Raw genomic sequence first — 26586 nt, forward strand, 5'->3', positions numbered from 1 at the left:
AATTCTTCAGTTGCGGTGATTGTAAACCTTGCTTATGTTTATATATATTCAATTATTCAATCTATTCGTTAAGTTAAACTGAACATGAAGCCACATATCTCGTTAAAACAGCTCAAGGTCTTTGTTGCGGTGACTCAGCACCAAACGCTTACTGCAGCTTCGGACACGCTTTTTCTCTCTAAAGCGGCGGTCAGCATGTCGCTGAGTGAGCTAGAAAAACAGATAGGTCACGCCCTGTTTGATCGGGTCAACAACCGCTTGGTCATTAACCAAGAGGGACAAAAACTGTTGCCCCTTGCCGATGAACTGCTCAGCCGAAGCCGAGATATTGAATCACTGTTTGGTGATGAGCAGAGTTATCGCGGCGTACTGCGTATCGGTGCCAGTGACACTGTGGGTAACCAAGTCGCACCATTCCTGCTCAGTGATTTTCGCGAAGAGCATCAGCATAAGTCCCAGCAACTGTTTATCTCCAACACCGCTTTGATTTGTCAAAAGCTCATCGACTATCAACTCGATATCGGCTTAGTCGAAGGTAAAACCTTGCACCCTGAGCTTGATAGCTACCCATTTAGTGAAGATGAAATGTGCATAGTGGTGTCTCCCAAGCATCCTCTTGCCAACAAATCGAACGTCACGCTTGAAGACTTGGAAAATAGTGATTGGATCTTACGAGAACCAGGCTCCGGCACTCGGGAGTTTTTCCTACGAACGGTTGCCCCTAGAATTGAGATTTGGCATGAAGCCTTTGAGCTCAATACCACCGAAGCCATTATTAACAGCGTATCCGCCAATCTTGGCTTGGCCTGCCTCTCGACTTTAGCGACACAAAGCGCCATTGATGATGGTCGCTTAGTACCTATATCAGTTTCGCTCGACATGAAACGCCGCTTTTGGCTGCTGGTTCATAAGGAGAAGTACCAAAGCCCCCTACTGGAACGCTTTATCTTGTTTTGCCAGCAATGGCGTGCGACGACTATAGCCAAAAAAACGCGCCGCAATACGAGTAGGAATTAGGCAAACAGCTCTCACTTTTGCGCCCTCGACTGGACATTAACTTTGACCCTCTGTATAAACAGACAGTATTAGAATCTTAAATTTAACTAGAGGATTAACCATGGCTGTAATCGTCAAGTACGTGGTGGAACGCAACGGAGAAGAAAAGATGACTTTTACCTCTAAAGCAGAAGCTGACGCTTATGACAAAATGTTGGATATGGCGGATGAGCTGTTTTCTCTGCTAAGTGAAAGCAAGCTTATCGAAGATGAAGAGAAGCAAGAAGAGCTATCGCTATATCTTGCACAGCGTAAAGAAGAAGTGCTTTACGCTCTTGGTGCGAAGCGCAAGCCAACGCCAAAAAAGCCAAAAGTGGTTAAGCCTGTTGAAGAGCAAGATGCAGAAGACGCAGCCTAATGCGTTAACTTGCTAAAATTGCAAAAGTAAATCAAATAGCCAGTAGAACGCAGAGTTTTACTGGCTATTTTGCTTTTTGCGCCTAAGTAAGTATTTGCGAGCGAATAAGCGAATGCAAGCCGTTAAAATTTCTTATTAGGAAAAAACATCGCTGAAAAGACAAAGGGTATCGTTTTACAGACTTTTGTCGTTTTTGCCCTTTCATCTGCCATCACGTCTCTTTAAGATGATTGCTAACAAATCAGTCAAGGTCGCCGCCAATCGCTGCGGCTTTGAGACAAATCTATACATGGAGACATAGAGTCATGGCAGCATTCTCAATCGCTTTTGGTACTGCAACCAAAAACCGCGACGGTAAAATCATCGAAGCATTCTTCCCTCACCCACGTCTAAACCCATCTGATGCGCTTATCGCAGCAGTGGCAGAGGTGTCAGGTTACGCGGAAGGCAACCAAGCTATCGAAATTTCTGCAGCGCAAAGCGCGGCTCTAGCAACCGCATTCTCTAGCAATGATGACGCAGAAAACGCCGCATTTGCCGAAAAAGCAGCAAGCTCGTCACAGCCGCTAGTACTGGTTGTACTGGCAACAGACGAGAAGCCTCAATCTGTTGCAGAAGGCTTCCTAAAACTGCAACTTATCTCAAACCGCCTAGTACAGCCTCACGGTACAGTACTTGATGGCATCTTCGGTCTACTTCACAACATCGCTTGGACTAACCAAGGTGCAATCGACCTTCCAGAGCTGGCTGAGCGTCAAATCGAAGCGCGTCTAGCAGGCGAAACACTCACTGTCGATTGCGTAGACAAGTTCCCTAAAATGGTTGATTACGTGGTTCCAACAGGCGTTCGTATCGCAGATACGTCTCGCGTACGTCTTGGTGCTCACGTTGGCGAAGGCACAACGGTTATGCATGAAGGTTTCATCAACTTCAACGCAGGTACAACTGGCGTGAGCATGGTTGAAGGTCGTATCTCTGCAGGTGTTGTAGTTGGTAACGGCTCAGACATCGGCGGCGGCGCATCTATCATGGGTACGCTATCTGGTGGCGGCACGGTTGTTGTCTCTATCGGCGAAAACTCACTACTAGGTGCAAACGCGGGTCTTGGTTTCCCACTAGGCGATCGTTGTACTGTTGAGTCTGGTCTTTACGTAACAGCAGGCTCTAAAGTTCGCATGCTAGATGCGACTGGTGCAGAAGTTGAAATTGTTAAAGCTCGCGACCTAGCTGGCAAGCCGGATCTTCTGTTCCGCCGCAACTCAGTGACCGGTCAGATTGAATGCCTGACGAACAAAACAGCCGTTGAACTGAACAGCGAGCTTCACAGCAACAACTAATTATCGGTTGCTGAAGGGTTAATACCCCAAAACAGAAAACCTCAGTCCATCTTTTGGTACTGAGGTTTTTTATATCAACTAACGCCCTAACACTAAGTTATTGAGCGCGCTAGATATCCAGATCTTTGTTCTCGATGCTCACGGCAACCGGGCGACTTATCATATTCACTAACATGATCGAACGCGCTTCTCCGTCAGCTTCTTGGAAAATCGCTTCGATACCCGCGAACTGACCACCCGTTACGCGAACTGTCTCACCGTGCTTTGGTAAACTGTCTGTTTCCGGTTCATCCGGAAGCTCCGCTAACAGCTGCAACTCGTCAATAAGTGCAGAGTCGATCTCTTTGGGATGAGAGCCAAAACGGATGAAATCGACCACACCGCGCGTAGAGCGCACTGTGGTGAAAGATGGACCTTGTTCGTAATCAAATTCTACAAACACATAAGAAGGAAAGAGCGGCTCTTTCACCTTCTGTCTTTTTCCTCTGAGGATCTTTTCTACTTCTACTTCAGGGTAGTAGCAGGATAAGCCTTGATTCTCGAGGTGCATTTTCGCTCGGCCTTGTTCACCGCGCTTACAATAAAGCAAATACCAACGTTTCATTTTAACTGTTCGATTTAACTATTTAATTTGATTATTCGATGTTTTTGTTTGTCTGCATCGTACCACTAAACCCAACACTGTGCCCGTATAACCCTCTCTTGTCTGCGATCAAACCGATGAAAAATCCGAATGGATGGTGAACGGTAAAAATGAAAAGTTAGATTGCAGCACGAAAATTACGTACCATCACTGAAAAATTTTCTTACATTTCATTGCTTTAAACATTTATTTCACAAACTCTACAAAATCAACCCCTTGCGGATGTTAATGTTGTCAGGTATACCATTTGGCACATTAAATTCTTTGATGATAAAAATTAGTAAAACTTATGACAGCACAACGCAACATCTTCGGCCACCCTCGCGGCCTATTCCTACTGTTCGGTACCGAACTTTGGGAACGTTTCTCATATTATGCTATGCGCGCAATATTAGTTTTGTTCCTAACAGACACCACAATCAATGGTGGTATGGGCTGGTCTACTAAAGATGCTCTAGATCTCTATGGTATCTATACTGGACTTGTTTACATCACTCCGCTTATCGGTGGTTACATTGCCGACAACTACCTAGGTCAACGTAAGTCCATCATCATCGGTGGCGTACTAATGGCTGCAGGCCAGTTTGTGTTAGCTGCTGCGGCATCTGGTGCACCAAGTGCCGAGATGTTCTACGGTGGTCTAGCACTGCTTATTGCTGGTAACGGTATGTTTAAGCCAAACATTTCGACCATGGTAGGTGACCTTTACGCTGAAGGCGACAACCGTCGTGATGGCGCATTCACTATCTTCTACATGGGTATCAACCTCGGTGCACTATTAGCGGGTATCGTTGTTGGCTCAGCAACCAACTCGTTCGGTTGGTCAGCAGGCTTTATCGTGGCAGGTGTCGGCATGGTAATCAGCCTAATAATGCAAATGACCATGGCAAACTCATGGCTAGGCGACATTGGTAACGTACCTGCAGCTGCGCGTGCTCGTGAACTGAACCCATCAAAAACTAAAGCACCACTCACTCGAGAAGAGATGGATCGCTTGAAGGTTATCCTAATTATGGGTCTGTTCGTTATCGTTTTCTGGGCGGGCTTCGAGCAAGCGGGTGGTTTGATGAACATCTACACCCAGCAGTACACCGATCGCATGATTGGCGACTTTGAAGTACCAGCAGCCTGGTTCCAGTCTCTAAACCCATTTTTCATCATCACTCTTGCACCAGTACTTGCCGCTATCTGGGTGAAACTGGGCAAGCGTGAACCAAACTCTCCGGTTAAATTTGCACTTGCACTGTTTTTCCTAGCAGCAGGCTTCCTTTGCATGGTTGGCGCAGTACTTGAGCAAGGCGGCGACACCAGCGTTAAAACCTCAATGCTATGGTTAGTCGGCGCATTCTTCTTCCACACACTAGGTGAACTGTGTCTATCTCCAATTGGTCTATCACTGGTGACTAAGCTTGCGCCACTGCGCCTTGCATCTTTGATGATGGGTGCATGGTTTGGTTTCAACGCCATTGCGAACTACGTCGCAGGTGTAGTCGGCTCACACGTAGGCGAGCTAGGTGCTATGGCAATCTTTAGTGGTATCGCTATCACAGCCGTTATCTGTGGCGTTATCCTACTGTTGTTTGCTAATACCTTAGTAAAATGGATGCACGGCGCAGAGCAAAGCTCAGTGAGCAATGCAGAACAAGTAGAAGAGCAGCAAGCTCAAATCGCTTAATTGTTTATTCGTTGGATCGAATAGAAATGACAAAGGCCAGTCAACATGACTGGCCTTATTTGTTTAAACTCGTTTAATTTGACGCGCTAAGCATTATTCACCAACTCTGCCATCATGGCGACATGGGCATCTGAGTCGTTAAGACACTCGATGTAATTAAAGCGCTCACCTCCAGCTTCAATAAAGGTCTCTTTGGCCTCTATAGCGATTTCTTCCAGAGTTTCCAAACAGTCGACCGAGAATGCTGGCGTCATAACATCGATGGTTTTGATACCCTCGCTTGGCATCTTCTCTAAGGTTTTGTCAGTGTAGGGCTGCAGCCACTCTTCACGACCGAATATCGATTGATAGCTCATTCCCATCTGCGATTCATCCAAACCGAGCTCTTGGCGCAGCAGGTCAGTGGTTGCCTGACAATGCAGTGGGTACACATCCCCGTTGTCTGCATAGCGCTTTGGTATGCCGTGGTAGGAACACAACAGGTAATCAGCACGGCCATTTTGCTCCCAGTGAGCTCTGACCTTGTCAGCGAGCGCTTTGATGTACATTGGATGATCGTGATAGTCACGAATCATAGAAAAGGCCGGTAAGGTTGAAATCGACTTACACGCCTTCGCGATACCATCAAACGCGGCTGCTGTTGTGGTGCCCGAGTACTGCGGATAAAGCGGCAGTACCACTATCTTTTCTACACCTTGGTCGAGCAGTTTAGTGATCCCGCTTTGCAGCGATGGATTGCCGTAACTCATGCCTAGTTCAACAGGGAGGTTGATTGATTGAGCCAGCTTATCGGCCTGACGCTTAGAGTACACCATCAGCGGTGAGCCCTCGTCCATCCATACCGATTGATAAGCTTTAGCGACCTTAGGAGAGCGAATAGGAAGAATGATACCGTGCAGCACCGGACACCAAATCCAGCGGGTCATATCTACGACGCGATGATCGTGAAGAAACTGCTCTAAAAAGCGTCTCACCCCTTTTGCTGTCGGTTCATCTGGCGTGCCAAGGTTAACCAACAACACACCCATTTTTGACGAATCGCTCATAGACTTCCTTTGTTTTTAATAGTATTTCTAAGCGAATTATATACCTATGTGCGCTTTTCTTGGATCAAAAAAAACGACCTCGAAAGGTCGTTTTTTTAGCGAATTCACAAATGTCGATTAAGACAGTGCTTTTTCGATGTCTGCGCTAACGTCAGCCACTTGCTTAGTACCGTCAAATTTTAGGTACTTAGTGCTGCCTGCTTCTGCTTCTTTACCGTAGTAAGAGATTAGTGGTGCAGTTTGATCGTGGTATACACCTAGACGAGCACGAACGGTTTCTTCTTTGTCGTCATCACGTACCACTAGGTCTTCACCTGTTACGTCATCTTTACCTTCCACTTTAGGTGGGTTGTAAACAACGTGGTAAGTACGACCAGAAGCTAGGTGAGCACGACGGCCAGCCATACGCTCTACGATTACGTCGTCAGCAACGTCAAATTCGATCACGTAGTCTACATCTACGCCCATCTCTTTTAGGCCATCAGCCTGAGGGATCGTGCGTGGGAAGCCGTCAAGTAGGAAACCTTTCTCGCAATCGTCTTGAGCGATACGCTCTTTGATTAGACCAAGAATGATGTCGTCAGATACAAGTTGACCTGCATCGATAACTGCTTTCGCTTTCTTACCAAGCTCAGTGCCTGCTTTGATTGCTGCACGTAGCATGTCACCAGTAGAAATTTGTGGGATACCATATTTTTCCATGATGAATTGAGCTTGTGTGCCTTTACCTGCACCTGGAGCACCTAAAAGAATGATGCGCATGACTTGTCCTCTTATATAAAAAAAGATTTATACCGAAGCCTACTGCTTTGATGCCCTATTGGCATGTTTGCTGCGATACGTTTCGGTATAAACGGTTTATTCAAAAATAGTTGAATCTTTTACTTGGCGCGCATTCTATCATAGAAATCGCTTGCTTGACGCCAAAAGTGTCTAAAGATCCTGCTTTGCACTCTAAAGTTACCTAAAAGTGTGCGTTTAGCCCTGAGAAAACAAGAGCTCGAATCCTCGAGCTCTTGAATTAGACTAGGGTGTCAGACTCTGCAAGGGAATTAGACTTTAGCCAAAAGCTTGTTGATCGCACCCAAGAATTGCGAAGGGTCGGTCATCGAGCCACGCTCTGCGAGCATCGCTTGACCAAGTAGCACTTCAACCCAACGACCGAACGCTTCTTCATCGGCTTCATCTGCCATGCGCTTAACCAGCTCATGCTCAGGGTTAATCTCAAAGATGTACTTCACCTCTGGTACTTCTTGACCCGCCGCTTCTAGCAGCTTCGCCATTTGTGTACCCATTTCGAAATCATCAGTGACGACTACCGCTGGTGTGTTTGCTAGCTTGAACGTGGTGCGAACTTCTTTAACGCGCTCACCTAGGTAAGTTTGCGTGCGCTCAACCACTGACTTGAACTCTTCTTCCGTTTCTTTTTGCTTCTCTTTCTCTTCTTCGCCTTCGAACTTGCTCAGATCAAGACCCGCTTTAGTGATTGACTGGAACTGCTTACCATCAAACTCAGTGAGGTAGTTCATTAGCCATTCGTCGATTCGGTCATACATCAACACAACTTCAATGCCTTTCGCTTTAAACTGCTCAAGGTGAGGGCTGTTCTTCGCGGCTGCGTAGCTGTCTGCTGTTAGGTAATAGATCTTATCTTGGCCTTCTTTCATGCGCTCAACATAAGACGCTAGAGAAATCGTCTGCTCAGCTGAATCCACTTCCGTCGAAGCAAAGCGCATTAGACCGGCGATTTTCTCTTTGTTCGCCATGTCTTCGGCAGGACCTTCTTTTAGCACTAGGCCAAACTCTTTCCAGAAAGACTGATATTTCTCTTCGTCATTCTTCGCCATGCGCTCAAGCATAGTGAGCACGCGCTTAGTACAGGCACCACGCAGCGATTGAGTCACTTTGTTGTCTTGAAGGATTTCGCGAGAAACGTTTAGTGGGAGATCATTTGAATCTATCAAACCGCGCACAAAACGCAGGTAAGACGGCATAAACTGCTCAGCGTCATCCATAATAAACACGCGTTGCACGTAAAGCTTTAGACCGCTCTTGTGGTCACGGTTCATCATATCCCATGGTGCTTTTGCTGGGATGTAAAGCAGGCTGGTGTAGTCGTTTTTGCCTTCAACACGGTTGTGGCTCCACACCAGTGGATCTGCGAAATCGTGAGAAACGTGTTTGTAGAACTCTTGATATTCTTCGTCTTTGATATCAGATTTATTACGAGTCCAAAGCGCTTGAGCTTTATTGATTTGCTCCCACTTACCTTGGTCGGTCTCTTTACCTTCTTCGTCACGCTCAAGGGTCCAGATAGACACTGGAATACCGATATGATCAGAGTACTTACTGATCACATCACGCAGGCGCCATTCTGATAGGAACTCTTTACCTTCTTCACGCATGTGAAGCACGATGTCCGTACCGCGAGTCTCTTTGGTGATGTCTTCGATGGTGTAATCACCTTCACCAGCAGAGTGCCATTGCACAGCTTGATCCGCTGACGTGCCTGCAGCACGAGTGCGCACGGTCACTGCATCAGCCACAATAAAGGCAGAGTAGAAACCAACACCAAACTGGCCAATAAGCTGTGAGTCCTTACTCTGCTCTTCAGACAGTTTGGCAAAAAACTCTTTGGTTCCAGATTTAGCGATCGTTCCAAGATGCTCAATCACATCGTCACGAGTCATACCAATACCGTTGTCCGAAACGGTCAAAGTATTGTTCTTTTCATCAAACGATAACTTAACGCCCAGGTCAGCATCGCCTTGATATAGCTCTGTATTAGATAGGGCTTGAAAACGCAGCTTGTCGGCGGCGTCTGATGCGTTTGAAATCAGCTCTCTTAGAAAAATTTCTTTGTTTGAATACAGAGAGTGGATCATAAGGTGAAGAAGTTGCTTTACCTCAGACTGAAAGCCACGGGTCTCTTTGTTCTTAGTCTCAACGGTGCTCATGCTATCTCCATTTACACATTTCATATCGAGTTTCGCTAAAGTCACACTCGATATCTCTATGATTAGTTGATTAAAGAGATGAGGATGAAGATTGTAAATTCAAGGTAAAGATAAATAAAAATACTGTTTTTTTGATTTGTTTTTATTATCCTACTGCACCTGACTATAAAAAAATCCTAAAATTCTATAATTGGCTCTGAAGACATGCAGCGCCTGAATATCTGTTCCGTCGCCCTGCGGCATTAAAAAGAAGAATGCAATGAGTAACATAGGCACTAAGTTTATACTCGGCCAGAGGTACATTTTTGACCCAAACAGCAATTCGTTGGTCGACCAAACCAATAACGATGAAGTCGTTCGTCTTGGTAGTAATGAAAGTCGCATCCTACTTCTACTTGCTGAAAGACCGAATGAAGTAATCACTCGAAACGAATTGCATGATTTCGTTTGGCGTGAACAAGGCTTCGAGGTTGACGACTCTAGCCTTACACAAGCTATCTCTACGCTGCGTAAAATGCTGAAAGACCCTACAAAATCTCCTCAGTTTGTTAAAACGGTGCCAAAACGTGGCTACCAGTTGATCTCAGCCGTTGAACGCTCTGCGCCAAAAGCCTCTTCAGACACAGTGGATGAAGCGCCGGTTGCTGAATTGCCAACAGACAAGCTTGAAACCGTAGCTAGCGTAGCTGCACCAGCAGCCACTGCGACTGTTGCATCAAGGCCAAAAACACCACCAAGTGTTTGGGCTATGGTCGCCGCTGCTATTTTGCTACCAATTTTAGTCTTAATGGGCACCAATCCAGCGCAATCGACCTTTAAACCACTGAGCATAGTCAATGAGGTTCAAATTGTGACACCGGAAAGCCACCCAGACGTGACGAGCTGGCTACCAAAAATTGAACAGTGCGTGGCAAAATATGTAGAGACCCACACTGGTGATATGTTACCAGAAGAGGTCATTGTCACTGGCGACCAAAGCGATCAAATCGCGCTTAACTTTATCCACAAAGTCGAGCATTCACGTGAAAACAGCACCATGCGTATTTTCACTGAACAATCTGACTTGTCTAAAGTGTGCCAGTAAGGAGTCGTAACTGATGAAAATGAAATACGCCGCTATCCTACTGGCAATCTCAACTGCATTGAGCGCCTGGTTATATTGGGGAAGCGACCTCAAGTTGGAGCAAGTCCTCACCTCAAATGAATGGCAATCCAACATGGTTGGCATCATTGCAGCAAGGCATTACCCTGATACCGATATTGGCCCGTTAAGCCGCCTAGAAATGTCAGCAAACGTGAAATACCTACCGGGTGGTGAGTATATTCGTGAGTCCTCTATGCGTCTGTTTGGCGATGATCCAGAAACTCATACGCTGATTAAAATTTCTGAAATGGGTGCGTGGACTATCAGTGACAACTATCTACTGATTTCGCCTCGTGAGTTTAAGGACACAGCGACCGCACAATCTGATGAGTTTACTCATGAGCAACTTGCGATGATTAAGCAATTTCTGAAAATGGAAGCGCAGCAAAGTCGCCGTATCGATATTGTAAACGAGAAAACACTGCTGCTGACCAGTTTGAACCAAGGTTCTTCAATCCTATTTTCAAACTAATTCAGTTCAGATATGAAGTATTCAAAGGAGGCGCAAGCCTCCTTTTTTAGTCATGACAACAGGGATGAATATGCAAAAAGCGACCATCGACATTTACTATTGCCGTCAGTGTAACTGGATGCTGCGCGCCACTTGGATGACCCAAGAGCTGCTACACACTTTTAGCGAAGAAGTGGAAACGATCCGTCTACACCCAGACACCGGTGGGCGATTTGAGATCTATTGTAACGAAGTTCAAATTTGGGAGCGTAAGCGTGATGGCGGCTTTCCAGAAGCAAAAGTTCTTAAGCAGAAAGTGCGAGATATTATCGCGCCAGATCGCGACTTGGGACATGTGGACAGTACGAACCGCTAAAAATAAAAAAAACAGAGCAAAAGCTCTGTTTTTTTTATTTTTAGAATGGGCTAGCCCAGTAGGCTCAATGCTGCATTTGGTGCCTGCTTCGCTTGTGCCAGGATTGAGCTTGATGCTTGCGATAGGATTTGGCTCTTGGTCATCGACGTCGTTTCTTTCGCGAAGTCAGTATCTTTAATACGGCTCTTCGATGCGTTCACATTCTCGTTGATGTTATCCAAGTTGTTGATTGCGTGATTGAAACGGTTTTGGAAAGCACCAAGTTCTGCACGGTGGCTGTCCACGTATTTTAGTGCCGAGTCTAGGATAGCAACCGATTCTTGCGAACCACCAACAGATGTTACATCAATCGTATCGACCGTGACTGCGTTGCCTGCTTGCATGTCTAGCTCGCCCGCTAGGCCGCCAGAGAAAGCCACTGCGCCATCAACTTTATTGTTACCAGCAAACACTTGCAGCTTACCGTCTTGGTCAACAGAGGCTTTGACTAAATCCGTTTGACCATTGATGTACGTCGCTAACTGCTCAATGTCATCACCCGCTTTGGCGTTAATAGTGATGGATTGCGCATCACCGAAGCTGTCTGTTAGGTCAATCGTTAGGTCGTTAGTACCTGCCGCTACTGTCCAGTCTTTGTCTTTTGCGTTGCCTGCTTGGTAGCTACTGCCACCCATTTGAGCATTGTCAGAACGCATGTCACGAAGGCTTAGCATCACAGCTTCACCATTATCAGCGCCAATTTGGAATGATTGAGTACCATAAGTACCGTTGAGCAGCTTGTTACCACCGAATGAGGTTGTTTCTGCGATACGGTTTAGTTCGTCGTTTAGTGCTGTTACTTCTTCTTGAATCGCAACACGCTCAGCTTTTGAGTTAGAGCCGTTTGATGATTGAAGTGATAAGTCACGCATACGTTGCAAGATATTGGTGGTCTCGTTCATCGCACCTTCAGCGGTTTGTGCGATTGAGATACCATCGTTCGCGTTACGAACGGCAACATCAAGACCACGGCTTTGCACGTTCAAACGGTTAGAGATTTGTAGACCCGCTGCGTCATCTTTAGCGCTGTTAATTTTGTGACCAGACGACAAACGCTCCATTGAGGTTTGTTGAGCTTGGTTCGCGTTGTTTAGGTAACGCTGCGCTGTCATCGCTGATACGTTTGTATTTACATTCACTGCCATGTTGTTTCTCCAATTGATTTTCCGGTGTAGCGGTTTCCGACGTCTCGGAAAACCAAGTAGTTCTCTCAAAGTTACTTTCTTTATCGTCCTTAAAACCTAACACTTGAGATAAAAAATGAACAAAATTGTGATTTTTTGAGCTATCGAATAGAAGATGTGACAGAAATGGTAAAAAGAAATGTTTTATCAAAAAAAGACTAAAGTTCGACTTTAAACGGTCGATGCCCTTAGCCTTGTAATAGAGTTAACGCCAAGTTCGGCGTTTGTTTCGCTTGAGCTAATACCGTCGTACTCACTTGCTGCAAGATTTGTTGCTTAAGCATTTGAGTGGTCTCTTTGGCATAGTCGGTATCGCGGATACGACTTTGTGATGCGGAAAGGTTCTCTTCCATATTGGCGAGATTATTGATGGTATGGTTGAGACGATTTTGAGTCGCACCAAGCTCTGCTCTGTGGCTATCAACAAACTTCATCGCTTTATCTAGCACGGACACTGACAGTTGCGCGCCGCCGACAGTACCAATGGACATGTCGTTGACGGTCACGACTTGGCCAGTCTGCAAACCGACTTCACTGGCAAAGGTGCCAGAAAAACTCACCGCTCCGGTCACTTTGTCCGAATCAGCAAAAATCTGAAGTTGGCCATTCTCATCCACCGAAGCGGCAAACACATCGGTTTGACCATTAATATAAGTGGCGACCTGCTCTATATCGTCACCTTGTTTGAGTTCAATCGCGACAGATTGATTGACACCTTGAGCATCAACATAGCTGAATGCCAGAGCATTATTACTCTGCCCGACTCGCCATTCAGGTGGTGCGCTGTTTCCGGCTTGATACACAGCACCGCCCATGGACAATTGATCTGTTCGCAAATTCGCAAGCCCGACTTGCAGCGCTTCTCCCGATTGAGCACCAATTTGAAACGCTGAACTACCAAACGTGCCATTCAGGAGCTTCCGACCACCAAAGCTTGTAGTCTCTGCGATACGGTTTAGTTCATCATTTAGCGCAACAAACTCTTGTTCTAACGCTTGTCTGTCTTGTGAAGAGTTAGCACCGTTGGCACTTTGCAGAGAAAGATCACGCATGCGCTGTAGGATTTGTGTTGCTTCATTCATCGCCCCTTCTGCTGTTTGCATGATGGAGATACCGTCATTGGCGTTGCGCTGTGCGACGCCAAGCCCACTGATCTGAGCATCGAGTCGATTGGCAATCTGCAATCCCGCAGCATCGTCTTTGGCGCTGTTAATACGATGCCCAGACGACAAACGCTCTAAGGACTGGCTGAGCGCTTTGCTCGCCGCACCTAAGTGGTTTTGCGCCACCATTGCGCTGACATTGGTATTTACAGTGATCGACATGTCGCTTCCAAAAACAGGATGAATTGAATAGCTTAGTTATCGACCAACACTTTGGAAACTTGAGAGATATAGAGAGGAACTCTCAAAGACAAGTGATATGCCTTTGAGAGTATCTTATGGAAAATTGGCTGTGCTTAACCTTTGACGGTTAACGCCGCTAGCATTGTTTGTGACGGAGCAAAGAAGTAAGCACCTGTGACCGCTTTAGTAAAGCGAAGCAATTGATCCGTTTTGCCATCAGTAGCGCCGTACATGCTTTCTAGCATTGCGTCGAAGTTGTGAACCGTATTGCAGTAAGCAATGAACAGAAGACCGTGAGGGCCACTAACCGTGCCGTAAGGCAGGCTATGACGAACGATTTTCAGTCCCTTGCCTTCTTCTTTAATGTCAACTCGACCCACGTGCGAGGCAGCTGGAACATCCTCGAGCTCGATACTGTCTGGCTTAGTACGGCCAACTACTTTCTCTTGCGCAGCAACGTTCAAACGGTTCCAAGCTGGTAGGTTATGCTCAAAGCGCTGTACCATGACATAGCTGCCACCAGCGAACTCACCGTCTGCCACTAGAGCTACCTCAGCGCGCTGTTCGCCTTTCGGGTTCTCAGTACCGTCAACGAAATCTGTCATGTCTCGCGAATCCATAAAGCGGAAGCCTTGTGTTTCATCGACAACGGTGACGTGCTCAGAAATTTGTCCCATTAGCTTACGCAGCAGGTAAAAATGCAAATCGTGTCGCTGTGAGTGGCAATGGATTAATACATCCACATCCGTTGATGGTGCAAACGTGTCGCCTTCACCTAGCTCTGGGAACGGTTTTAGCTCAGCCGGCATAGCTTGGTCTAATTGGCACCAAAATGCGTGCGAGAATGCCACAGAAAGCGCCAGCTCAGCACCCGGTTGAGATTGATTCAGTTCATCCACTAAACTTGGCAGGGTCTGCAATGCATCCAAAACCTGTTGAGCGTTTTGATTGACTTTTATTTGAGCGTACAACGCAAAAGGTTCGGCTTCTGGCGTAATCGCGCTTTGTGGTAATGACATTGTCTTTCCTCTGTTTTTTCCGCTCAGTGTATTTTCTACTGATGGTTGATTGTATGACCTTGATCAGGAACTGAAGTGATTTTGGCTGGCAGCGCTAAACTATCTGTTACTCGACGACTATTTATCAGATAAATAGCAAACCAAGCAAGCAGTACCAAGGTCACCGCGTTCGGCCAACTAAATTGCCAATGATGCAAGTTAACTAAGTACCCAGTATGAACTAACTGCATTGCCACAATAGCAAGCGTTACCGGCTTGAGTAAGCTAACCAGAAAGTTGGTTTTGTTGGACTCGCTTTTGCGAAGTCCTACCAACCACATACCGATGACAATCGGCAGGCCCATGGCAAGCCCAATATATAGCATCGTATGATTAGGATAGACGTACTGGAGAATGTTGCTGCCTTCTTGACGACTTGCGCCCGCAACAACGAACACCACCCAAGCACGGATTAAAAAAGCCCATCCGAGCCAAAGCCATACTGGCGGCTTGAGTAAACCATGCTGGTCATACTGTTCTAAGGCATAGCGCATTGTACGTCTCTAAAATTATCTGATATCAAACTATATGGTGCTAATCTCGCTTTGATTCAAGACTGAGCAAGCCATTGTGTTAAGATGTTCGAAAAATAACAAGCTCAAAAGTTTGTGCGGAACCTAGATGAAGACCAATAAAAACACTCCCTCAGTGGAGACTCAACAAGAGGCGATGAAAATTGCCAAAGCAACGCAAAAACCAGGACAAACCAAGGAGCAAACCAAGCTGGTCGCTCAAGGTATAGAGAAAGGTATTGCGCTGTACAAAAAACAACAGAAAGAGAAAAAGCGTCAAGCTGACAAGGCTCAGAAAAGGCAGAAGCGCGCTAAACCAGTCGAGCCAGCAAATAGCCAGACAACCGCAGACACGGTCGAGTCTGTGTCAGCTCCTCGCACTACCATTTTGCCTTGGGCACTGCTTGCTATTAGTTGGGTAGGATTTATTGCCTATGTTGCACTTTAAGCGAACATTGGGGCTTGGGGCTGCGATAGCTTTGTTGCTCTCTGGCTGTGCTCAGCCATTCAATCAACTGCAGTCGGAACAAGCTGCCCAGGTTGAAATACGACTTGATGCGAGTTTAGATGTCTCGGATTGTGAGTGGAAAGGAGATGTGACTGGCTCAGAAGGGTATTGGTACACGTATCTATTCTTCAAAAACGATTCTTTAACGCAAGGTGCGGTCAATGGCATCAAGAATCACACCGCTGCGCTAGGTGGCGATACTGTGTTGCTGCTGAGCCCAGTCTATTTCAGCACCTCTGTCACCCTATTTGGCAGCGCCTATCGCTGCAAAAAATAAAGCCGAAGCTTAGCTTCGGCTTTATTTTTCATTCTCATGCACTTTGGGTTACCGCGCACAATGAGTATGCAAACCCTCTTGCAGCGAGGCTATACGCCCAACGTGGTTTCAATATCGTCTTGACGATCAATAACCCACTGGCTGTCAAAAGGCCCCCAGTCTGATAACTGGTAATAACCATCATTGTGTCGACGCCCATCTTGAACAAACATGAGCTCAATGCCGATACCTGGTAGCGCTTTGATAACATCTTGAATGGTACGGCGAGGCCAACCCGTTTTCTCGATTAGTTTTGGCACATTCGGTCTTTCAATGCTCTCGACGAGCAAGGCAAGATAGAGACGACGTGCAAAAACAGGACTCAGTTCCATTGACACCTCCTATTTATGTGCTTTTCCAATATATTGCATTTCCATTTGGCCGTTTTGCGCTCGATCAAGTTCTCGCTCATCGTGTTAATTTCGAAATTCAACAATTTGTAACCTTAAGTGGCGAAAACAAGCATAAAAACTGTGACCACTGACAAGGTTTTGTTTAACACGGCACTTCTTGATAGGATGCTTAGACACAAGCAAGTGTTGAGCGCCAATTTCTATTTCTAAGCGCTCAACACACAATAAAAAAGTAAACAGTTCAACGCCCATAAGGAAGTCATCATGGCTACAACGATGTTTGGTATTCCCAACTGCGACACGATTAAAAAAGCAAAAAAATGGCTTGAAGCCAATGAGTTAGACTATCAATTTCACAACTACCGTAAAGATGGTATCAGTGAAGAAATGGTTCGCCAGTTCTGCGAACAACTTGGCTGGGAACAAGTGGTCAATAAACGCGGCACCACATACCGTCAACTGACTCAAGAGCAAAAGGACAGCTTGAATCAAGAAACGGCGATTTCGCTACTTGTTGAACACTCAGCAATGATCAAACGCCCTATCCTAGATGTGGACGGTACGCTGCATATCGGATTCAAAGCAGAGCAATACCAACAAGTGTTTAGTGTGTAATTTAGCCGCCACATTAACTCCCTCTCATTAGTAAATTTAGAAACAAGGATCCTCAAGGATGAATGACAGCCCAGTATTGGCTCTTGCAAAAGATTTAATTAGCCGCCAATCCGTGACACCAGAAGACGCCGATTGCCAGAAAGTGATGATCGAGCGCCTAGAAAAACTCGGTTTTGATGTCGAAGTCATGGTGTTTGAAGACACCACTAACTTTTGGGCTCGTCGCGGCACACAAGCGCCACTGTTTGCGTTTGCTGGCCACACTGACGTAGTTCCTGCGGGCAATCTCGACCACTGGCATACGCCTCCATTTGAGCCAACTATCATCGACGGTCATTTGCACGGTCGCGGCGCGGCGGACATGAAAGGCTCACTCGCCTGTATGATTGTTGCGGTTGAACGCTTTATTGAGAATCATCCAGATCACACTGGCTCGATTGGTTTCTTAATCACCTCTGACGAAGAAGGTCCGTTCATCAATGGCACTACACGCGTCGTAGACACCCTGATGGCACGCGATGAAATCATCGACATGTGTATTGTCGGTGAACCATCCAGCACGCACAGCGTTGGCGATGTGGTTAAAAATGGTCGTCGTGGTTCCATAACCGGCGATCTAACCGTAAAAGGTACGCAAGGCCACGTTGCTTATCCTCACCTAGCAAACAACCCAGTTCATCAAGCGCTACCTGCGCTAGCAGAGTTAACGGCAACTAAGTGGGATGACGGCAACGAGTACTTCCCACCAACGAGCTTTCAGATCCCGAACCTGCATTCAGGCACTGGCGCGAGCAATGTGATTCCAGGTGAGTTCAACGTGCAGTTTAACTTCCGTTTCAGTACAGAACTGACCGATGAAACCATCAAGAGCCGTGTCCATTCAACGCTAGACTTGCATGGACTGGATTACGACCTTAAGTGGACGCTAAGCGGTCACCCGTTCCTCACGGATAAAGGTAACCTGCTTGATGCCATCGTTAGTGCGGTAGAAGAAGTGAATCACCATAAACCTGAGCTCCTAACAACCGGTGGCACCTCTGATGGTCGTTTCATCGCTCGAATGGGTGCGCAAGTTGTTGAGCTCGGGCCTGTTAACGCCACCATCCACAAAGTAAATGAGTGCGTGAATGTCGCTGATCTTGAAAAACTCACTGACATGTATGAACACACTTTGATTAACTTGTTCGCTAAGTCCTAAGTCACGTTGAGAGCACTAGGTAGAAGGTAATATGCAGATAGCGCAGCTTGTTGGGCAGTCCACAGATGCCTTGGTTGACACCACCATTGGGAGTAAGTCGTTTTTGGTGCACGAGCAGGTGCAAGCTGACCTACTGGCACTAGTGAATGCAGCAAACCAAGCAGGATTTGAGCTATTCCTAGCAAGCGGCTATCGCTCGTTTGAACGTCAGCTGACAATTTGGAACAACAAAATGGCGGGCACAACGCCAATTTTGGATCACAACAGTCAGCCGATGGCGTCAGAGCAAATGAATGAGCTAGAGAAAGTTCAAGCGATCTTAAAATGGAGTGCCCTACCCGGCGCGAGTCGCCATCACTGGGGCACGGATTTCGATATCTACGCTGGTAATTTTCTTCCAAGAGACACTAAGTTACAGTTGGAACCTTGGGAGTATTTAAATGGCCACCAGCGTGAGTTTTACCTCTGGCTTAAAGAGTACGCACCTTTGTATGGTTTTTTCTTCCCTTATGGCAAAGACCTAGGCGGCGTAGCGATGGAGCCGTGGCATATCAGCCACCGCCAAGCGAGTTCTACTTGCTTAGCGCACTTTTGTTGCGATAAATGGCGACAAGTTTTACAGCAATCGGATATTTTGGGACGTGAGGCGATACTTTCTGAGCTCGATTCCATCTACAATCAATATGTGACCAACATAAACCGTTAAGAGCAGACAATGATTGAATGGCTATTTAACCCTTGGGTAATCATAATCGTGGTACTGGCTGTGGTGATTGGCAACATTGCTGCGCTCAAACACACGGCAAACATGAAGTTTGATCAAAGTGACAAGGTTGATTCGCGTAAGAATCAGCTAGACCGTCTCAACGAGTTAGACAAAAAAAAGTACGGCGACACCCCGAATGATGAGCACAATAAGCCTCAGTAACCTTATCACTGTGGGTTGAAGCCACAGTTTAAACCCGTGTTATGCGCATAAAAAAGGACCTTAACGGTCCTTTTTTCGTGAGTCTTGATGAAGGCTATACCTTTATCATTGCTCTTTCTTGATAACTGTCGCGATAAGCGGCTCAAGTGAACGTAGTAAGTTCTCAGCAACAGGTTTACCATCACTGTCGGTCACATTGATCGACGTACGGTTACCTAAATCACCAAACAAGAAAGTATACTCGCCCGGCTCAAGGTCTATAGGCTTAAGACCAACCTCATTCCAGAAGTCATCATCTGGTGACGCATATTTCGCTTTCGCTGTGCCTTGAGACTGGTTACGCTCTTCAATGGTAAAGCCCATTTTCGGTAGTAGCGTTGGAAGCTCTTGCCACAAGACATTGTACGGCGTACGTGCAATGATGACCGGCAAGCCACTACGGTCTGTACCCATGCTGATTGGGATAGATTTAACCAACTCTTGAGCTCGCAGCGCCGCTTCTTCACGAAGGTCGCGGTCATAACGCGCCGTGACTAAGTTCGTCATCAAAGTGTTGTAACGCTCTTCATTGACGCGGGTAACTGGTTTCACTGAGCCACCTTCACGCCAATCGATCAGCTTCATCTTAAAACCATAACGATTGCTGGCCTCAAAACGAGTGATTTCGTAACGGCTGCCAATTTCAACATCTTCGTCTTCCGACACCCAAGATACCCAATCGGTTTCGATGCGATCGTCTGCCTCTTCAACCGCCTGAACATTGATTTCGGCTAACATGGTTTTCACCGTTGCCCAAACCTTGTCCATTTCATCTTGTTGAAGTAGCCATAGCGTTACTTCTGAGCCCTGTCGTTCTACACGAGCGCCTGGGATCAGCTCTAAGACTTGTTGCGGTGGACGAATATCGACGTCACGACCGATTCCACCAGAAAAGTCACCTTGAGGGATCTCATAGTTAGGGTAAAACTGAGGAGTCGCGCCTTCAGGTAAAGTCCAGCTTCTTAGATCTGGTGATTCAAGGTAGTTGAAGTCATCTTTGGCTTCGCGACGGTTTTTCGGATCACTTGAGCACGCGGCTAAAACAATAACAGCTAACGTAGAGACCGCTAGCTGACGTGAAAATTTCATTGATACTCCCTTATATAAGAGGAGCGTATCGCTCCTCTTACTCATACAATTTAGTAAATGCAGGCTTCTGTCAGTGCTTTCGCCACAATCGGTTTCGCATTTTCAGACAGCTCTGTCATTGGCAGTCTCAGGTCGCCATTTGCGATGAGACCCATTTTGTGCGCCGCCCACTTAACTGGGATCGGGCTTGATTCAACAAATAAATTCTTGTGCAGAGTCATCAGGCGCTCATTGATAAGCTTAGCTTCTTCAAACTTACCTTCTAATGCTAAATGCATCATGTTTGCCATGTCTGCTGCTGCGATATTGTTGGTCACAGAGATAACGCCTTTACCGCCCATTTGAACAAAATCAAGGCCAGTCGCGTCATCACCACTTAGTAAGATAAAATCTTCGCCACAAAGTTCACGATGAATTTGAACTCGAGACAGATCACCCGTCGCATCTTTCAAAGCAACAATGTTTGAAATCTCTGCCAAACGCGCAACGGTTTCTGGCTGCATATCCACACCAGTGCGGCCTGGTACATTATAAAGAATCTGTGGAATGTCAGTTTCTTCAGAAATCGCTTTGTAGTGCTGGTACAAGCCTTCTTGTGTCGGCTTGTTATAATAAGGAGTCACACTCAAGCAGCCTGCAATGCCGACGTTGTTAAATAGACGGCTAAACGTAATCGCTTCATGAGTGGCATTGGCACCAGTGCCAGCAATAATTGGTAAGCGGCCATCAGCGAACTCAACGGTTTTCGCGACGACTTTTACATGTTCTTCAACCGTTAATGTTGCTGACTCCCCAGTTGTACCAACAGCAACAATGCCATCCGTACCCGCAGCAATATGATACTCGACCAGTTTTCGTAAACTAACAAAATCGACTTCGCCATCGGTGGTAAGAGGGGTTATAAGCGCAACAATACTTCCTGAAAACATGGTGATCTCCCTAAATTGATACTTACTGCATGGTACTGTAATGCTATTGATAAACACAAGAGCTGAAAAACAGATCCCATCAAGAAGTGGATGAATAATGTCAGATTTCAGATATGAGGCAGGTGTAAGATGCGCTATTTCGCCTAAAAGGTGTCAGTGGCGGGTTAATTTTGCTCTTGGGCACCCAAGCTGCTTACATAATCGGCACCTTAGCACTCACCACGGGTATTAAGATTTTTGATTTGCGAGAATCGGTTACATCAATCACAAGAGCTTTGCCCATAGCTATGCTAACATATAGCCAACAAGGAACTTAGAGTGACACTATGAATCAGTATTTAGTGATTACCGCAGTTGGCTCAGACCGACCAGGGATCTGCAATGAAATCGTCCACCTCGTTGCCAACGCAGGTTGTAATATCATCGATAGTCGCATCGCCATGTTCGGCAATGAGTTCACGCTCATCATGCTGATATCTGGTAACCCAAGCTACATCACTCGCGTAGAAACCACTTTGCCGCTTTTAGGTCAGGAACATGATCTGATCACCATGATGAAACGTACCTCCAAACACGACTCAATCCCGAATCAATACACTGTGGAAGTGTTTATCGAATCCGAGGATCGCGTTGGGTTAACCGAGGAGTTTACCCAGTTCTTCGCAGATAAAAACATTGGCCTCGCCTCGCTCAGCGCGCAAACCATTGTTAAAGAAAGGGCGGGTACCGACGTTGATCAGTTCCAAATTGCGTTAAGTGCCAACGTCGAAGAAGACTGCAATCTAATGCAGCTTCAGGAAGAATTTGAAGCGCTTTGCAATCAACTTTCTGTAAAAGGGTCGCTAAACTTCATCAGCGGCGGCCACTAAAAATAACAATTCGATCTTCAAAGGAATTTCAATGAACACATTGACTGCGGGCACACCAGCCCCACAATTTTCACTGCTCGACCAAGATGGTAATACGGTGTCTTTGGCAGATTTTAAAGGCAAGAAAGTCCTGTTTTATTTTTACCCTAAAGCGATGACACCTGGCTGTACCGTTCAAGCCCAAGGCCTTCGCGATACCAAAGCAGAACTAGACGCTCACAATGTGGTTGTACTGGGCGTGAGCATTGACCCAGTAAAGCGCTTAGGTAAATTTATCGAACGTGACCAACTTAACTTCACGCTATTGTCAGATGAAGACCACGCTGTCGCAGAGCAGTTTGGGGTGTGGGGCGAGAAGAAGTTCATGGGCAAAGTCTATGACGGCCTGCACCGCATCAGCTTTTTGATCAATGAAGAAGGTGTGATAGAGCACGTGTTCAACAAGTTCAAAACTAAGACTCACCACGAAGTTGTATTGGATTACTTGAACAGCTAAACCTTCCGTAAAGTTTGCTTATAGAAAAGCCGCTCTTTTGAGCGGCTTTTTACTATGAATGTTATTTGCTTCTATGTCGCGGGCTGTATTGGGTCATCATGGCTTGGCAGTGCATTCCATACCGCTTTCACAAGCGTCGCCAACGGTATCGCAAAGAACACGCCCCAAAAGCCCCATAGGCCTCCAAACACCAATACGGCAACGATGATCGCCACAGGGTGAAGGTTTACCGCCTCAGAGAACAAGATCGGCACCAATACGTTTCCATCCAGCGCCTGAATGATGCCGTAAGCCACCAGCAGCCAGTAGAATTGTGGTGTTAACCCCCATTGGAACAAACCAACGATCGCCACAGGCACAGTGACAGCTGCAGCGCCAATGTAAGGAATAAGTACAGAGAAGCCGACAAGAACAGCAAGCAGTACCGCATAGCGCAAATCTAGAATCGCAAAGGTGATGTAACTGACTGTACCTACTATGAGGATTTCCAGCACTTTACCGCGAATATAATTAGAGATTTGTTGGTTCATCTCAATCCATACTTTGTTGGCTAAGCGGCGGTTTCTTGGTAGCACGCCGCTCGCCATATCCACCATCTCGTCTTTGTCTTTCAATAAGAAAAACACCAACAGCGGTACCAGAATCAAATACACGGCAAGCGCAGCTAAACTCACTAAAGACGCCACTGAACCTTTAACTACATTCTCACCAAGCAGCAAGACTTTATCTTTAACGTTACTAAAAATAGTCTCGACGATATGCACTTCAGCAAGGTCTGGGTAGCGTTCTGGAATAGACGCCACAAACTGCTGTAAACCGCTGTACATGTTGGGAATATCATTGAGAAGGTTACCGATCTGATTCCATATGGTCGGTACCAAACCAAAGATAGCCATCAGCATCAAACCAATAAACGCTAGAATCACGGTTATGACAGCAACCGTACGCGGTAACCCGAGCTTTCTTAGCTGACTTACCGGCCATTCGAGTAAGTAGGCCAGAACAATCGCAACAAGCAGTGGGGCAATCAAGTTGCCAAAGAAGTAAATGGTGATAAAACCAAATAGCAAAATAACCACCAGACTTACCGCATCTGGATCTGAAAAACGTCGTTTGTACCAACGACGAACCATGTCTAGCATTCGCTATCCTTCTTATTAACTATCGTCATTACGGTAACCTCACCCTGCTGCTGGCACTGCACGTCAGCTTTATGCCTGAGCAGATAATTGCTGCAATCACGAACGGACTGACTGTCTACGATTCGAACCTTTAGTGTCTGGTTGAAGCCGAGTGCTTTATAAGCTCGCTTCACCAAAAGCAACGACATAGGACAACGCTCTTGCTCTAAATCGAGTTCAATGTGCGTCATCAGCTTGTTTTCACTCGTCATCTTGCACACGCAGTATGTGGTTTACCTTCAATGCGTCTATTGTAAAGACTTTTTCAGGCATCCCCAACCTGTATGTGTTACAGAACGCCAATTACCTCAGCAATGTATCACCAACAAACAATAACTAAAGTCTATCTTTGTCACGGATAAGTCCTTTTCTAACGCCTATCCGTATGCAAAAATGTTGCCCTAGAGGATATGGTAGGAAACCCAGCGTCAGTTTTGTGGTCTTACTTACCAACTATAAAGGAGTTACCTCACCAGCATGTTGAAACGTACCCGTTCGTTGCTTTGCTTATGTATTGCAGCCACATTATCTACTCCCCAAGTGTCGTACGCCGAAATGGATCTGCCCGATATTGGCACGGCTGCGGGTGCAACCCTAACCATAGATCAAGAGCTTATCTATGGCGATGCCTACATGCGTATGATTCGTGCCAGCTCACCCATCATTAACGACCCTGTGCTCAACGAATACATAGACTCGGTTGGACATCGCTTAGTCTCCAGCGCTAACGATGTGAAAACGCCGTTCACTTTCTTTATGATCCGCGATCGAAACATCAACGCATTTGCCTTCTTTGGCGGATATGTTGCGCTTCATTCAGGCTTATTTCTGCATGCTCACTCAGAAAGTGAGCTTGCCTCTGTTATGGCGCACGAAATTGCCCACGTGACCCAGCGTCACCTGGCACGCAGAATGGAAGACGAAGCACGCCGCTCTCCGGCAACGGTTGCCGCGCTAGTAGGTTCACTGCTGCTCGCTATCGCTGCCCCTCAAGCAGGCATGGCGGCGCTAACGGCAACAACCGCAGGCTCAATGCAGGCTTCTATCAACTACACCCGTAGTAACGAAAAAGAAGCAGACCGTTTTGGCATTGCCACCTTGGCGCGCGCTCAATTCGATGTGAATGACATGCCTCGCTTTTTCGGCCGCCTCGCCGATGAATATCGATACGCCAGTAAGCCACCACCAATGCTGCTGACTCACCCATTGCCAGAAGATCGTATTACCGATACCCGTGAACGTGCTCAGGCTTACCCACCGCTGCGTGTACAGCCATCAATCAGTTACCACTTGGCTAGAGCACGCATTGTTGCTCGCCATGCGGGCATCAAATCCGATGCGGCAATGGATTGGTTTAAGCGTACCGCCAGAAAGGCACCACCGAAAATTCAGAACTCGTTTGAGTATGGTAAGGCGTTGGTCTATCTCGACACGAACCAGCTAGACAAAGCCGAAGCAATACTCGATAAATTGCTCGAACATGATCCGAACAACAACTTCTATCTTGATGCAGCATCAGATCTTTACATCGCGAAAAAGCAGCCTGAAAAATCAGTCAAACTGATGGAAAGCTCACTCAAGGTCAAACCGAATAATGCGGTTATCACTATCAACTACGCCAATGCGCTGCTTGAAAGTGACAAAACGGATGAGGCTATCAAGGTATTGCAGCGCTTTACCCACGATAGGCCAAAAGACACCAACGGCTGGCACTTGCTATCTGAGGCCAATATTAAACTGGGTAACAGTGCAGAAGACTTGGCAGCACGCGCTGAACTCATGGCGTTAAACGCTCAGTGGGATAAGTCGATTCAGTTCTACTCGCAGGCCAGCCAACTCGCCGAACTCGGAAGTTTAAAACAAGCTCGCTATGACGCACGAATAGACCAACTATTGGTCGCCCGTGACCGTTTCATGGCACTACAATAAAAACAGAAAGGAAACCTTATGTCAGTCACCATTTTTCATAACCCACGTTGCTCAAAAAGCCGTCAAACACTATCGCTATTAGAAGAAAAAGGCATTGAGCCAGAGGTTGTGAAGTATCTAGACACACCGCCAACGGTTGAAAAGCTAAAAGAGATCTTTGAACAGCTTGAATTAGAAAGCGTGCGTGCGATGATGCGTACCAAAGAAGATATCTACAAGCAGCTCAACCTCGCTGACCCAAGCTTGACCGATGACCAACTATTCCAAGCGATGTTTGAGAACCCTAAGCTTATCGAGCGCCCAATCGTCGTGACTAACGGCAAAGCCAAACACGGCCGCCCACCAGAGCAAGTGCTTGAGATCCTATAATGTCTTGCCAAATATTGGTGTTGTACTATAGCCGTCATGGGAGTACCCAACGGCTGGCTCGCGCCATAGCCCGCGGTATTGAGTCGATAGAGGGCTGCGAAGCGCTGCTGCGAACCGTGCCAGAGCTGGAAGGTGAGCGAGAATCACAAACCGATGCTATCGCTACTCTCGCCGAGTTAAAAGCTTGTGATGGGCTCGCGATGGGAAGCCCAGTTTGGTTTGGCAATATGGCAGCGCCATTGAAACATTTCTGGGATCAAACCACCTCGCTTTGGCTCAGCGGTAGTCTCATCGATAAGCCGGCTTGTGTGTTCACTTCATCATCATCGATGCATGGCGGACAAGAAAGCACGGCTATGAGTATGATGCTGCCGTTACTGCACCATGGCATGATGCTGATGGGGATTCCTTATAGTGAGCCAAAACTTCACTCGACCACCACTGGCGGCACCCCATACGGTGCTTCTCATGTAGCGAACAACGGTGTACAGCTGAGCGAAGAAGAGTACACGTTAGCGACGGCGCTTGGCCAACGATTGGCGTTCACCGCAAGCAAGCTAAAAAACGCTAACTAAAGACTAATCT

31 protein-coding genes are annotated in these 26586 nt (G+C 46.6%); 18 read left to right on the forward strand and 13 right to left on the reverse strand.

Annotation, left to right across the window (positions count from 1 at the left end):
• Positions 1–84 precede the first annotated feature (84 nt).
• From ACVA6Q_RS09040 to dapD, 3 genes are all read left to right on the forward strand, one after another.
• Positions 85–1017, forward strand: a complete 933-nt coding sequence (locus ACVA6Q_RS09040) for a LysR family transcriptional regulator (protein WP_446647313.1) — start codon at positions 85–87, stop codon at positions 1015–1017.
• A gap of 100 nt (positions 1018–1117) precedes the next feature.
• On the forward strand, positions 1118–1414 hold the full coding sequence (locus ACVA6Q_RS09045) for a YebG family protein (protein ID WP_353496842.1): 297 nt from the start codon (positions 1118–1120) through the stop codon (positions 1412–1414).
• Positions 1415–1719: 305 nt separating this feature from the next.
• The gene (dapD, locus tag ACVA6Q_RS09050) at positions 1720–2751 is read left to right on the forward strand and encodes a 2,3,4,5-tetrahydropyridine-2,6-dicarboxylate N-succinyltransferase (protein ID WP_446647314.1); all 1032 of its coding nucleotides are present in this window, start codon (positions 1720–1722) and stop codon (positions 2749–2751) included.
• Positions 2752–2860: 109 nt separating this feature from the next.
• Here the strand turns inward: dapD and rfaH are convergent, their stop codons facing one another.
• Positions 2861–3355 (reverse strand): transcription/translation regulatory transformer protein RfaH, encoded by a 495-nt coding sequence (gene rfaH / locus ACVA6Q_RS09055; protein WP_446647315.1) that lies wholly within the window; start codon positions 3353–3355, stop codon positions 2861–2863.
• 328 nt (positions 3356–3683) lie between these two features.
• Here rfaH and ACVA6Q_RS09060 point away from each other — a divergent pair, with 328 nt between their 5' ends.
• The gene (locus ACVA6Q_RS09060) at positions 3684–5069 is read left to right on the forward strand and encodes a peptide MFS transporter (RefSeq protein ID WP_446647316.1); all 1386 of its coding nucleotides are present in this window, start codon (positions 3684–3686) and stop codon (positions 5067–5069) included.
• An 86-nt stretch (positions 5070–5155) separates the two neighbouring features.
• Here the strand turns inward: ACVA6Q_RS09060 and hemH are convergent, their stop codons facing one another.
• From hemH to htpG, 3 genes are all read right to left on the reverse strand, one after another.
• Positions 5156–6115, reverse strand: a complete 960-nt coding sequence (gene hemH / locus ACVA6Q_RS09065) for a ferrochelatase (protein ID WP_446647317.1) — start codon at positions 6113–6115, stop codon at positions 5156–5158.
• 117 nt (positions 6116–6232) lie between these two features.
• Positions 6233–6877 carry an adenylate kinase gene (gene adk, locus ACVA6Q_RS09070; RefSeq protein WP_042497123.1) on the reverse strand — a complete coding sequence of 215 codons (645 nt, stop codon included), beginning with the start codon at positions 6875–6877 and terminating at the stop codon, positions 6233–6235.
• A 290-nt stretch (positions 6878–7167) separates the two neighbouring features.
• Positions 7168–9072, reverse strand: coding sequence for a molecular chaperone HtpG (gene htpG / locus ACVA6Q_RS09075; protein WP_446647318.1), 1905 nt, complete (start codon positions 9070–9072; stop codon positions 7168–7170).
• 259 nt (positions 9073–9331) lie between these two features.
• Between htpG and ACVA6Q_RS09080 the strand changes: the two genes are divergently transcribed.
• The 3 genes from ACVA6Q_RS09080 to ACVA6Q_RS09090 all read left to right on the forward strand — a co-directional run bounded on the left by ACVA6Q_RS09080 (position 9332) and on the right by ACVA6Q_RS09090 (position 11043).
• Positions 9332–10156, forward strand: a complete 825-nt coding sequence (locus ACVA6Q_RS09080; protein ID WP_446647319.1) for a winged helix-turn-helix domain-containing protein — start codon at positions 9332–9334, stop codon at positions 10154–10156.
• A gap of 13 nt (positions 10157–10169) precedes the next feature.
• Entirely contained in the window at positions 10170–10688 is a 519-nt protein-coding gene (locus ACVA6Q_RS09085; protein ID WP_446647320.1) for a regulatory protein ToxS, read from the forward strand.
• Between the two features lie 70 nt (positions 10689–10758).
• Entirely contained in the window at positions 10759–11043 is a 285-nt protein-coding gene (locus tag ACVA6Q_RS09090) for a SelT/SelW/SelH family protein (RefSeq protein WP_446647321.1), read from the forward strand.
• A gap of 50 nt (positions 11044–11093) precedes the next feature.
• On the opposite strand, the gene ACVA6Q_RS09095 is transcribed toward ACVA6Q_RS09090, so the two are convergent.
• The 4 genes from ACVA6Q_RS09095 to ACVA6Q_RS09110 all read right to left on the reverse strand — a co-directional run bounded on the left by ACVA6Q_RS09095 (position 11094) and on the right by ACVA6Q_RS09110 (position 15164).
• Entirely contained in the window at positions 11094–12227 is a 1134-nt protein-coding gene (locus ACVA6Q_RS09095) for a flagellin (protein ID WP_353496851.1), read from the reverse strand.
• 227 nt (positions 12228–12454) lie between these two features.
• Positions 12455–13591, reverse strand: coding sequence for a flagellin (locus tag ACVA6Q_RS09100; protein WP_446647322.1), 1137 nt, complete (start codon positions 13589–13591; stop codon positions 12455–12457).
• 134 nt (positions 13592–13725) lie between these two features.
• Complete coding sequence (locus tag ACVA6Q_RS09105) at positions 13726–14631, reverse strand: Dyp-type peroxidase (protein ID WP_446647323.1); 906 nt, start codon at positions 14629–14631, stop codon at positions 13726–13728.
• 35 nt (positions 14632–14666) lie between these two features.
• Positions 14667–15164, reverse strand: coding sequence for a DUF2919 domain-containing protein (locus tag ACVA6Q_RS09110; protein ID WP_446647324.1), 498 nt, complete (start codon positions 15162–15164; stop codon positions 14667–14669).
• Between the two features lie 127 nt (positions 15165–15291).
• Here ACVA6Q_RS09110 and ACVA6Q_RS09115 point away from each other — a divergent pair, with 127 nt between their 5' ends.
• Both ACVA6Q_RS09115 and ACVA6Q_RS09120 read left to right on the forward strand, forming a co-directional pair.
• Positions 15292–15630, forward strand: coding sequence for a DUF2956 domain-containing protein (locus tag ACVA6Q_RS09115; RefSeq protein WP_446647325.1), 339 nt, complete (start codon positions 15292–15294; stop codon positions 15628–15630).
• Positions 15617–15967 carry a DUF4156 domain-containing protein gene (locus tag ACVA6Q_RS09120; RefSeq protein ID WP_446647326.1) on the forward strand — a complete coding sequence of 117 codons (351 nt, stop codon included), beginning with the start codon at positions 15617–15619 and terminating at the stop codon, positions 15965–15967. The genes ACVA6Q_RS09115 and ACVA6Q_RS09120 overlap by 14 nt, the downstream gene beginning before the upstream one ends.
• An 89-nt stretch (positions 15968–16056) precedes the next feature.
• Here ACVA6Q_RS09120 and ACVA6Q_RS09125 read toward each other — a convergent pair whose 3' ends face one another.
• Positions 16057–16338 carry a winged helix-turn-helix domain-containing protein gene (locus ACVA6Q_RS09125; RefSeq protein WP_042496808.1) on the reverse strand — a complete coding sequence of 94 codons (282 nt, stop codon included), beginning with the start codon at positions 16336–16338 and terminating at the stop codon, positions 16057–16059.
• 285 nt (positions 16339–16623) lie between these two features.
• Between ACVA6Q_RS09125 and ACVA6Q_RS09130 the strand changes: the two genes are divergently transcribed.
• From ACVA6Q_RS09130 to ACVA6Q_RS09145, 4 genes are read left to right on the forward strand one after another with little or no spacing between them, the layout of a single operon-like run.
• Positions 16624–16974 (forward strand): ArsC family reductase, encoded by a 351-nt coding sequence (locus ACVA6Q_RS09130; RefSeq protein WP_353496857.1) that lies wholly within the window; start codon positions 16624–16626, stop codon positions 16972–16974.
• Positions 16975–17032: 58 nt separating this feature from the next.
• Complete coding sequence (gene dapE / locus ACVA6Q_RS09135) at positions 17033–18172, forward strand: succinyl-diaminopimelate desuccinylase (protein ID WP_353496858.1); 1140 nt, start codon at positions 17033–17035, stop codon at positions 18170–18172.
• Between the two features lie 31 nt (positions 18173–18203).
• Positions 18204–18878 (forward strand): M15 family metallopeptidase, encoded by a 675-nt coding sequence (locus ACVA6Q_RS09140; RefSeq protein WP_446647327.1) that lies wholly within the window; start codon positions 18204–18206, stop codon positions 18876–18878.
• A 9-nt stretch (positions 18879–18887) separates the two neighbouring features.
• On the forward strand, positions 18888–19100 hold the full coding sequence (locus ACVA6Q_RS09145) for a DUF2897 family protein (protein WP_446647328.1): 213 nt from the start codon (positions 18888–18890) through the stop codon (positions 19098–19100).
• Positions 19101–19205: 105 nt separating this feature from the next.
• On the opposite strand, the gene bamC is transcribed toward ACVA6Q_RS09145, so the two are convergent.
• Together bamC and dapA are read right to left on the reverse strand one after the other, a co-directional pair.
• Positions 19206–20228, reverse strand: coding sequence for an outer membrane protein assembly factor BamC (gene bamC, locus ACVA6Q_RS09150; RefSeq protein ID WP_446647329.1), 1023 nt, complete (start codon positions 20226–20228; stop codon positions 19206–19208).
• A 50-nt stretch (positions 20229–20278) separates the two neighbouring features.
• Positions 20279–21157 (reverse strand): 4-hydroxy-tetrahydrodipicolinate synthase, encoded by an 879-nt coding sequence (dapA, locus tag ACVA6Q_RS09155; RefSeq protein WP_042496796.1) that lies wholly within the window; start codon positions 21155–21157, stop codon positions 20279–20281.
• Positions 21158–21483: 326 nt separating this feature from the next.
• Between dapA and ACVA6Q_RS09160 the strand changes: the two genes are divergently transcribed.
• Positions 21484–22026, forward strand: coding sequence for a glycine cleavage system protein R (locus ACVA6Q_RS09160; RefSeq protein ID WP_042496795.1), 543 nt, complete (start codon positions 21484–21486; stop codon positions 22024–22026).
• A gap of 31 nt (positions 22027–22057) precedes the next feature.
• Positions 22058–22522: a thioredoxin-dependent thiol peroxidase gene (gene bcp / locus ACVA6Q_RS09165; protein ID WP_446647330.1), complete on the forward strand. Its 465-nt coding sequence runs from the start codon at positions 22058–22060 to the stop codon at positions 22520–22522.
• A 71-nt stretch (positions 22523–22593) separates the two neighbouring features.
• On the opposite strand, the gene ACVA6Q_RS09170 is transcribed toward bcp, so the two are convergent.
• Together ACVA6Q_RS09170 and ACVA6Q_RS09175 are read right to left on the reverse strand one after the other, a co-directional pair.
• Positions 22594–23664 carry an AI-2E family transporter gene (locus ACVA6Q_RS09170; RefSeq protein WP_353496863.1) on the reverse strand — a complete coding sequence of 357 codons (1071 nt, stop codon included), beginning with the start codon at positions 23662–23664 and terminating at the stop codon, positions 22594–22596.
• Positions 23658–23915, reverse strand: coding sequence for a sulfurtransferase TusA family protein (locus tag ACVA6Q_RS09175; RefSeq protein ID WP_353496864.1), 258 nt, complete (start codon positions 23913–23915; stop codon positions 23658–23660). Before ACVA6Q_RS09175 ends, ACVA6Q_RS09170 begins: the two co-directional genes overlap by 7 nt.
• Positions 23916–24180: 265 nt before the next feature.
• Here ACVA6Q_RS09175 and bepA point away from each other — a divergent pair, with 265 nt between their 5' ends.
• Genes bepA through wrbA form a run of 3 tightly spaced genes read left to right on the forward strand, consistent with a single transcriptional unit; the run spans position 24181 to position 26576 of the window.
• Entirely contained in the window at positions 24181–25632 is a 1452-nt protein-coding gene (gene bepA / locus ACVA6Q_RS09180) for a beta-barrel assembly-enhancing protease (RefSeq protein ID WP_353496865.1), read from the forward strand.
• An 18-nt stretch (positions 25633–25650) separates the two neighbouring features.
• Complete coding sequence (gene arsC / locus ACVA6Q_RS09185) at positions 25651–26001, forward strand: arsenate reductase (glutaredoxin) (RefSeq protein WP_112459673.1); 351 nt, start codon at positions 25651–25653, stop codon at positions 25999–26001.
• Entirely contained in the window at positions 26001–26576 is a 576-nt protein-coding gene (gene wrbA, locus ACVA6Q_RS09190) for an NAD(P)H:quinone oxidoreductase (protein ID WP_446647331.1), read from the forward strand. Before arsC ends, wrbA begins: the two co-directional genes overlap by 1 nt.
• Positions 26577–26586 lie beyond the last annotated feature (10 nt).

Source organism: Vibrio sp. DNB22_10_4 (assembly GCF_052879755.1).

What these genes read in the sequence shown, in the direction of transcription:
- ACVA6Q_RS09085 (WP_446647320.1), top strand. Translation starts at nt 10,170, where the DNA reads ATGAAAATGAAATACGCCGCTATCCTACTGGCAATCTCAACTGCATTG.
- ACVA6Q_RS09080 (WP_446647319.1), top strand. Translation starts at nt 9,332, where the DNA reads ATGAGTAACATAGGCACTAAGTTTATACTCGGCCAGAGGTACATTTTT.
- ACVA6Q_RS09040 (WP_446647313.1), top strand. Translation starts at nt 85, where the DNA reads ATGAAGCCACATATCTCGTTAAAACAGCTCAAGGTCTTTGTTGCGGTG.
- wrbA (WP_446647331.1), top strand. Translation starts at nt 26,001, where the DNA reads ATGTCTTGCCAAATATTGGTGTTGTACTATAGCCGTCATGGGAGTACC.
- adk (WP_042497123.1), bottom strand. Translation starts at nt 6,877, where the DNA reads ATGCGCATCATTCTTTTAGGTGCTCCAGGTGCAGGTAAAGGCACACAA.
- ACVA6Q_RS09095 (WP_353496851.1), bottom strand. Translation starts at nt 12,227, where the DNA reads ATGGCAGTGAATGTAAATACAAACGTATCAGCGATGACAGCGCAGCGT.
- bepA (WP_353496865.1), top strand. Translation starts at nt 24,181, where the DNA reads ATGTTGAAACGTACCCGTTCGTTGCTTTGCTTATGTATTGCAGCCACA.
- hemH (WP_446647317.1), bottom strand. Translation starts at nt 6,115, where the DNA reads ATGAGCGATTCGTCAAAAATGGGTGTGTTGTTGGTTAACCTTGGCACG.
- ACVA6Q_RS09125 (WP_042496808.1), bottom strand. Translation starts at nt 16,338, where the DNA reads ATGGAACTGAGTCCTGTTTTTGCACGTCGTCTCTATCTTGCCTTGCTC.
- ACVA6Q_RS09140 (WP_446647327.1), top strand. Translation starts at nt 18,204, where the DNA reads ATGCAGATAGCGCAGCTTGTTGGGCAGTCCACAGATGCCTTGGTTGAC.
- arsC (WP_112459673.1), top strand. Translation starts at nt 25,651, where the DNA reads ATGTCAGTCACCATTTTTCATAACCCACGTTGCTCAAAAAGCCGTCAA.
- rfaH (WP_446647315.1), bottom strand. Translation starts at nt 3,355, where the DNA reads ATGAAACGTTGGTATTTGCTTTATTGTAAGCGCGGTGAACAAGGCCGA.
- ACVA6Q_RS09160 (WP_042496795.1), top strand. Translation starts at nt 21,484, where the DNA reads ATGAATCAGTATTTAGTGATTACCGCAGTTGGCTCAGACCGACCAGGG.
- ACVA6Q_RS09170 (WP_353496863.1), bottom strand. Translation starts at nt 23,664, where the DNA reads ATGCTAGACATGGTTCGTCGTTGGTACAAACGACGTTTTTCAGATCCA.
- bcp (WP_446647330.1), top strand. Translation starts at nt 22,058, where the DNA reads ATGAACACATTGACTGCGGGCACACCAGCCCCACAATTTTCACTGCTC.
- ACVA6Q_RS09045 (WP_353496842.1), top strand. Translation starts at nt 1,118, where the DNA reads ATGGCTGTAATCGTCAAGTACGTGGTGGAACGCAACGGAGAAGAAAAG.
- ACVA6Q_RS09175 (WP_353496864.1), bottom strand. Translation starts at nt 23,915, where the DNA reads ATGACGAGTGAAAACAAGCTGATGACGCACATTGAACTCGATTTAGAG.
- ACVA6Q_RS09130 (WP_353496857.1), top strand. Translation starts at nt 16,624, where the DNA reads ATGGCTACAACGATGTTTGGTATTCCCAACTGCGACACGATTAAAAAA.
- dapE (WP_353496858.1), top strand. Translation starts at nt 17,033, where the DNA reads ATGAATGACAGCCCAGTATTGGCTCTTGCAAAAGATTTAATTAGCCGC.
- ACVA6Q_RS09090 (WP_446647321.1), top strand. Translation starts at nt 10,759, where the DNA reads ATGCAAAAAGCGACCATCGACATTTACTATTGCCGTCAGTGTAACTGG.
- ACVA6Q_RS09110 (WP_446647324.1), bottom strand. Translation starts at nt 15,164, where the DNA reads ATGCGCTATGCCTTAGAACAGTATGACCAGCATGGTTTACTCAAGCCG.
- dapD (WP_446647314.1), top strand. Translation starts at nt 1,720, where the DNA reads ATGGCAGCATTCTCAATCGCTTTTGGTACTGCAACCAAAAACCGCGAC.
- ACVA6Q_RS09100 (WP_446647322.1), bottom strand. Translation starts at nt 13,591, where the DNA reads ATGTCGATCACTGTAAATACCAATGTCAGCGCAATGGTGGCGCAAAAC.
- dapA (WP_042496796.1), bottom strand. Translation starts at nt 21,157, where the DNA reads ATGTTTTCAGGAAGTATTGTTGCGCTTATAACCCCTCTTACCACCGAT.
- ACVA6Q_RS09120 (WP_446647326.1), top strand. Translation starts at nt 15,617, where the DNA reads ATGTTGCACTTTAAGCGAACATTGGGGCTTGGGGCTGCGATAGCTTTG.
- htpG (WP_446647318.1), bottom strand. Translation starts at nt 9,072, where the DNA reads ATGAGCACCGTTGAGACTAAGAACAAAGAGACCCGTGGCTTTCAGTCT.
- ACVA6Q_RS09145 (WP_446647328.1), top strand. Translation starts at nt 18,888, where the DNA reads ATGATTGAATGGCTATTTAACCCTTGGGTAATCATAATCGTGGTACTG.
- ACVA6Q_RS09115 (WP_446647325.1), top strand. Translation starts at nt 15,292, where the DNA reads ATGAAGACCAATAAAAACACTCCCTCAGTGGAGACTCAACAAGAGGCG.
- bamC (WP_446647329.1), bottom strand. Translation starts at nt 20,228, where the DNA reads ATGAAATTTTCACGTCAGCTAGCGGTCTCTACGTTAGCTGTTATTGTT.
- ACVA6Q_RS09105 (WP_446647323.1), bottom strand. Translation starts at nt 14,631, where the DNA reads ATGTCATTACCACAAAGCGCGATTACGCCAGAAGCCGAACCTTTTGCG.
- ACVA6Q_RS09060 (WP_446647316.1), top strand. Translation starts at nt 3,684, where the DNA reads ATGACAGCACAACGCAACATCTTCGGCCACCCTCGCGGCCTATTCCTA.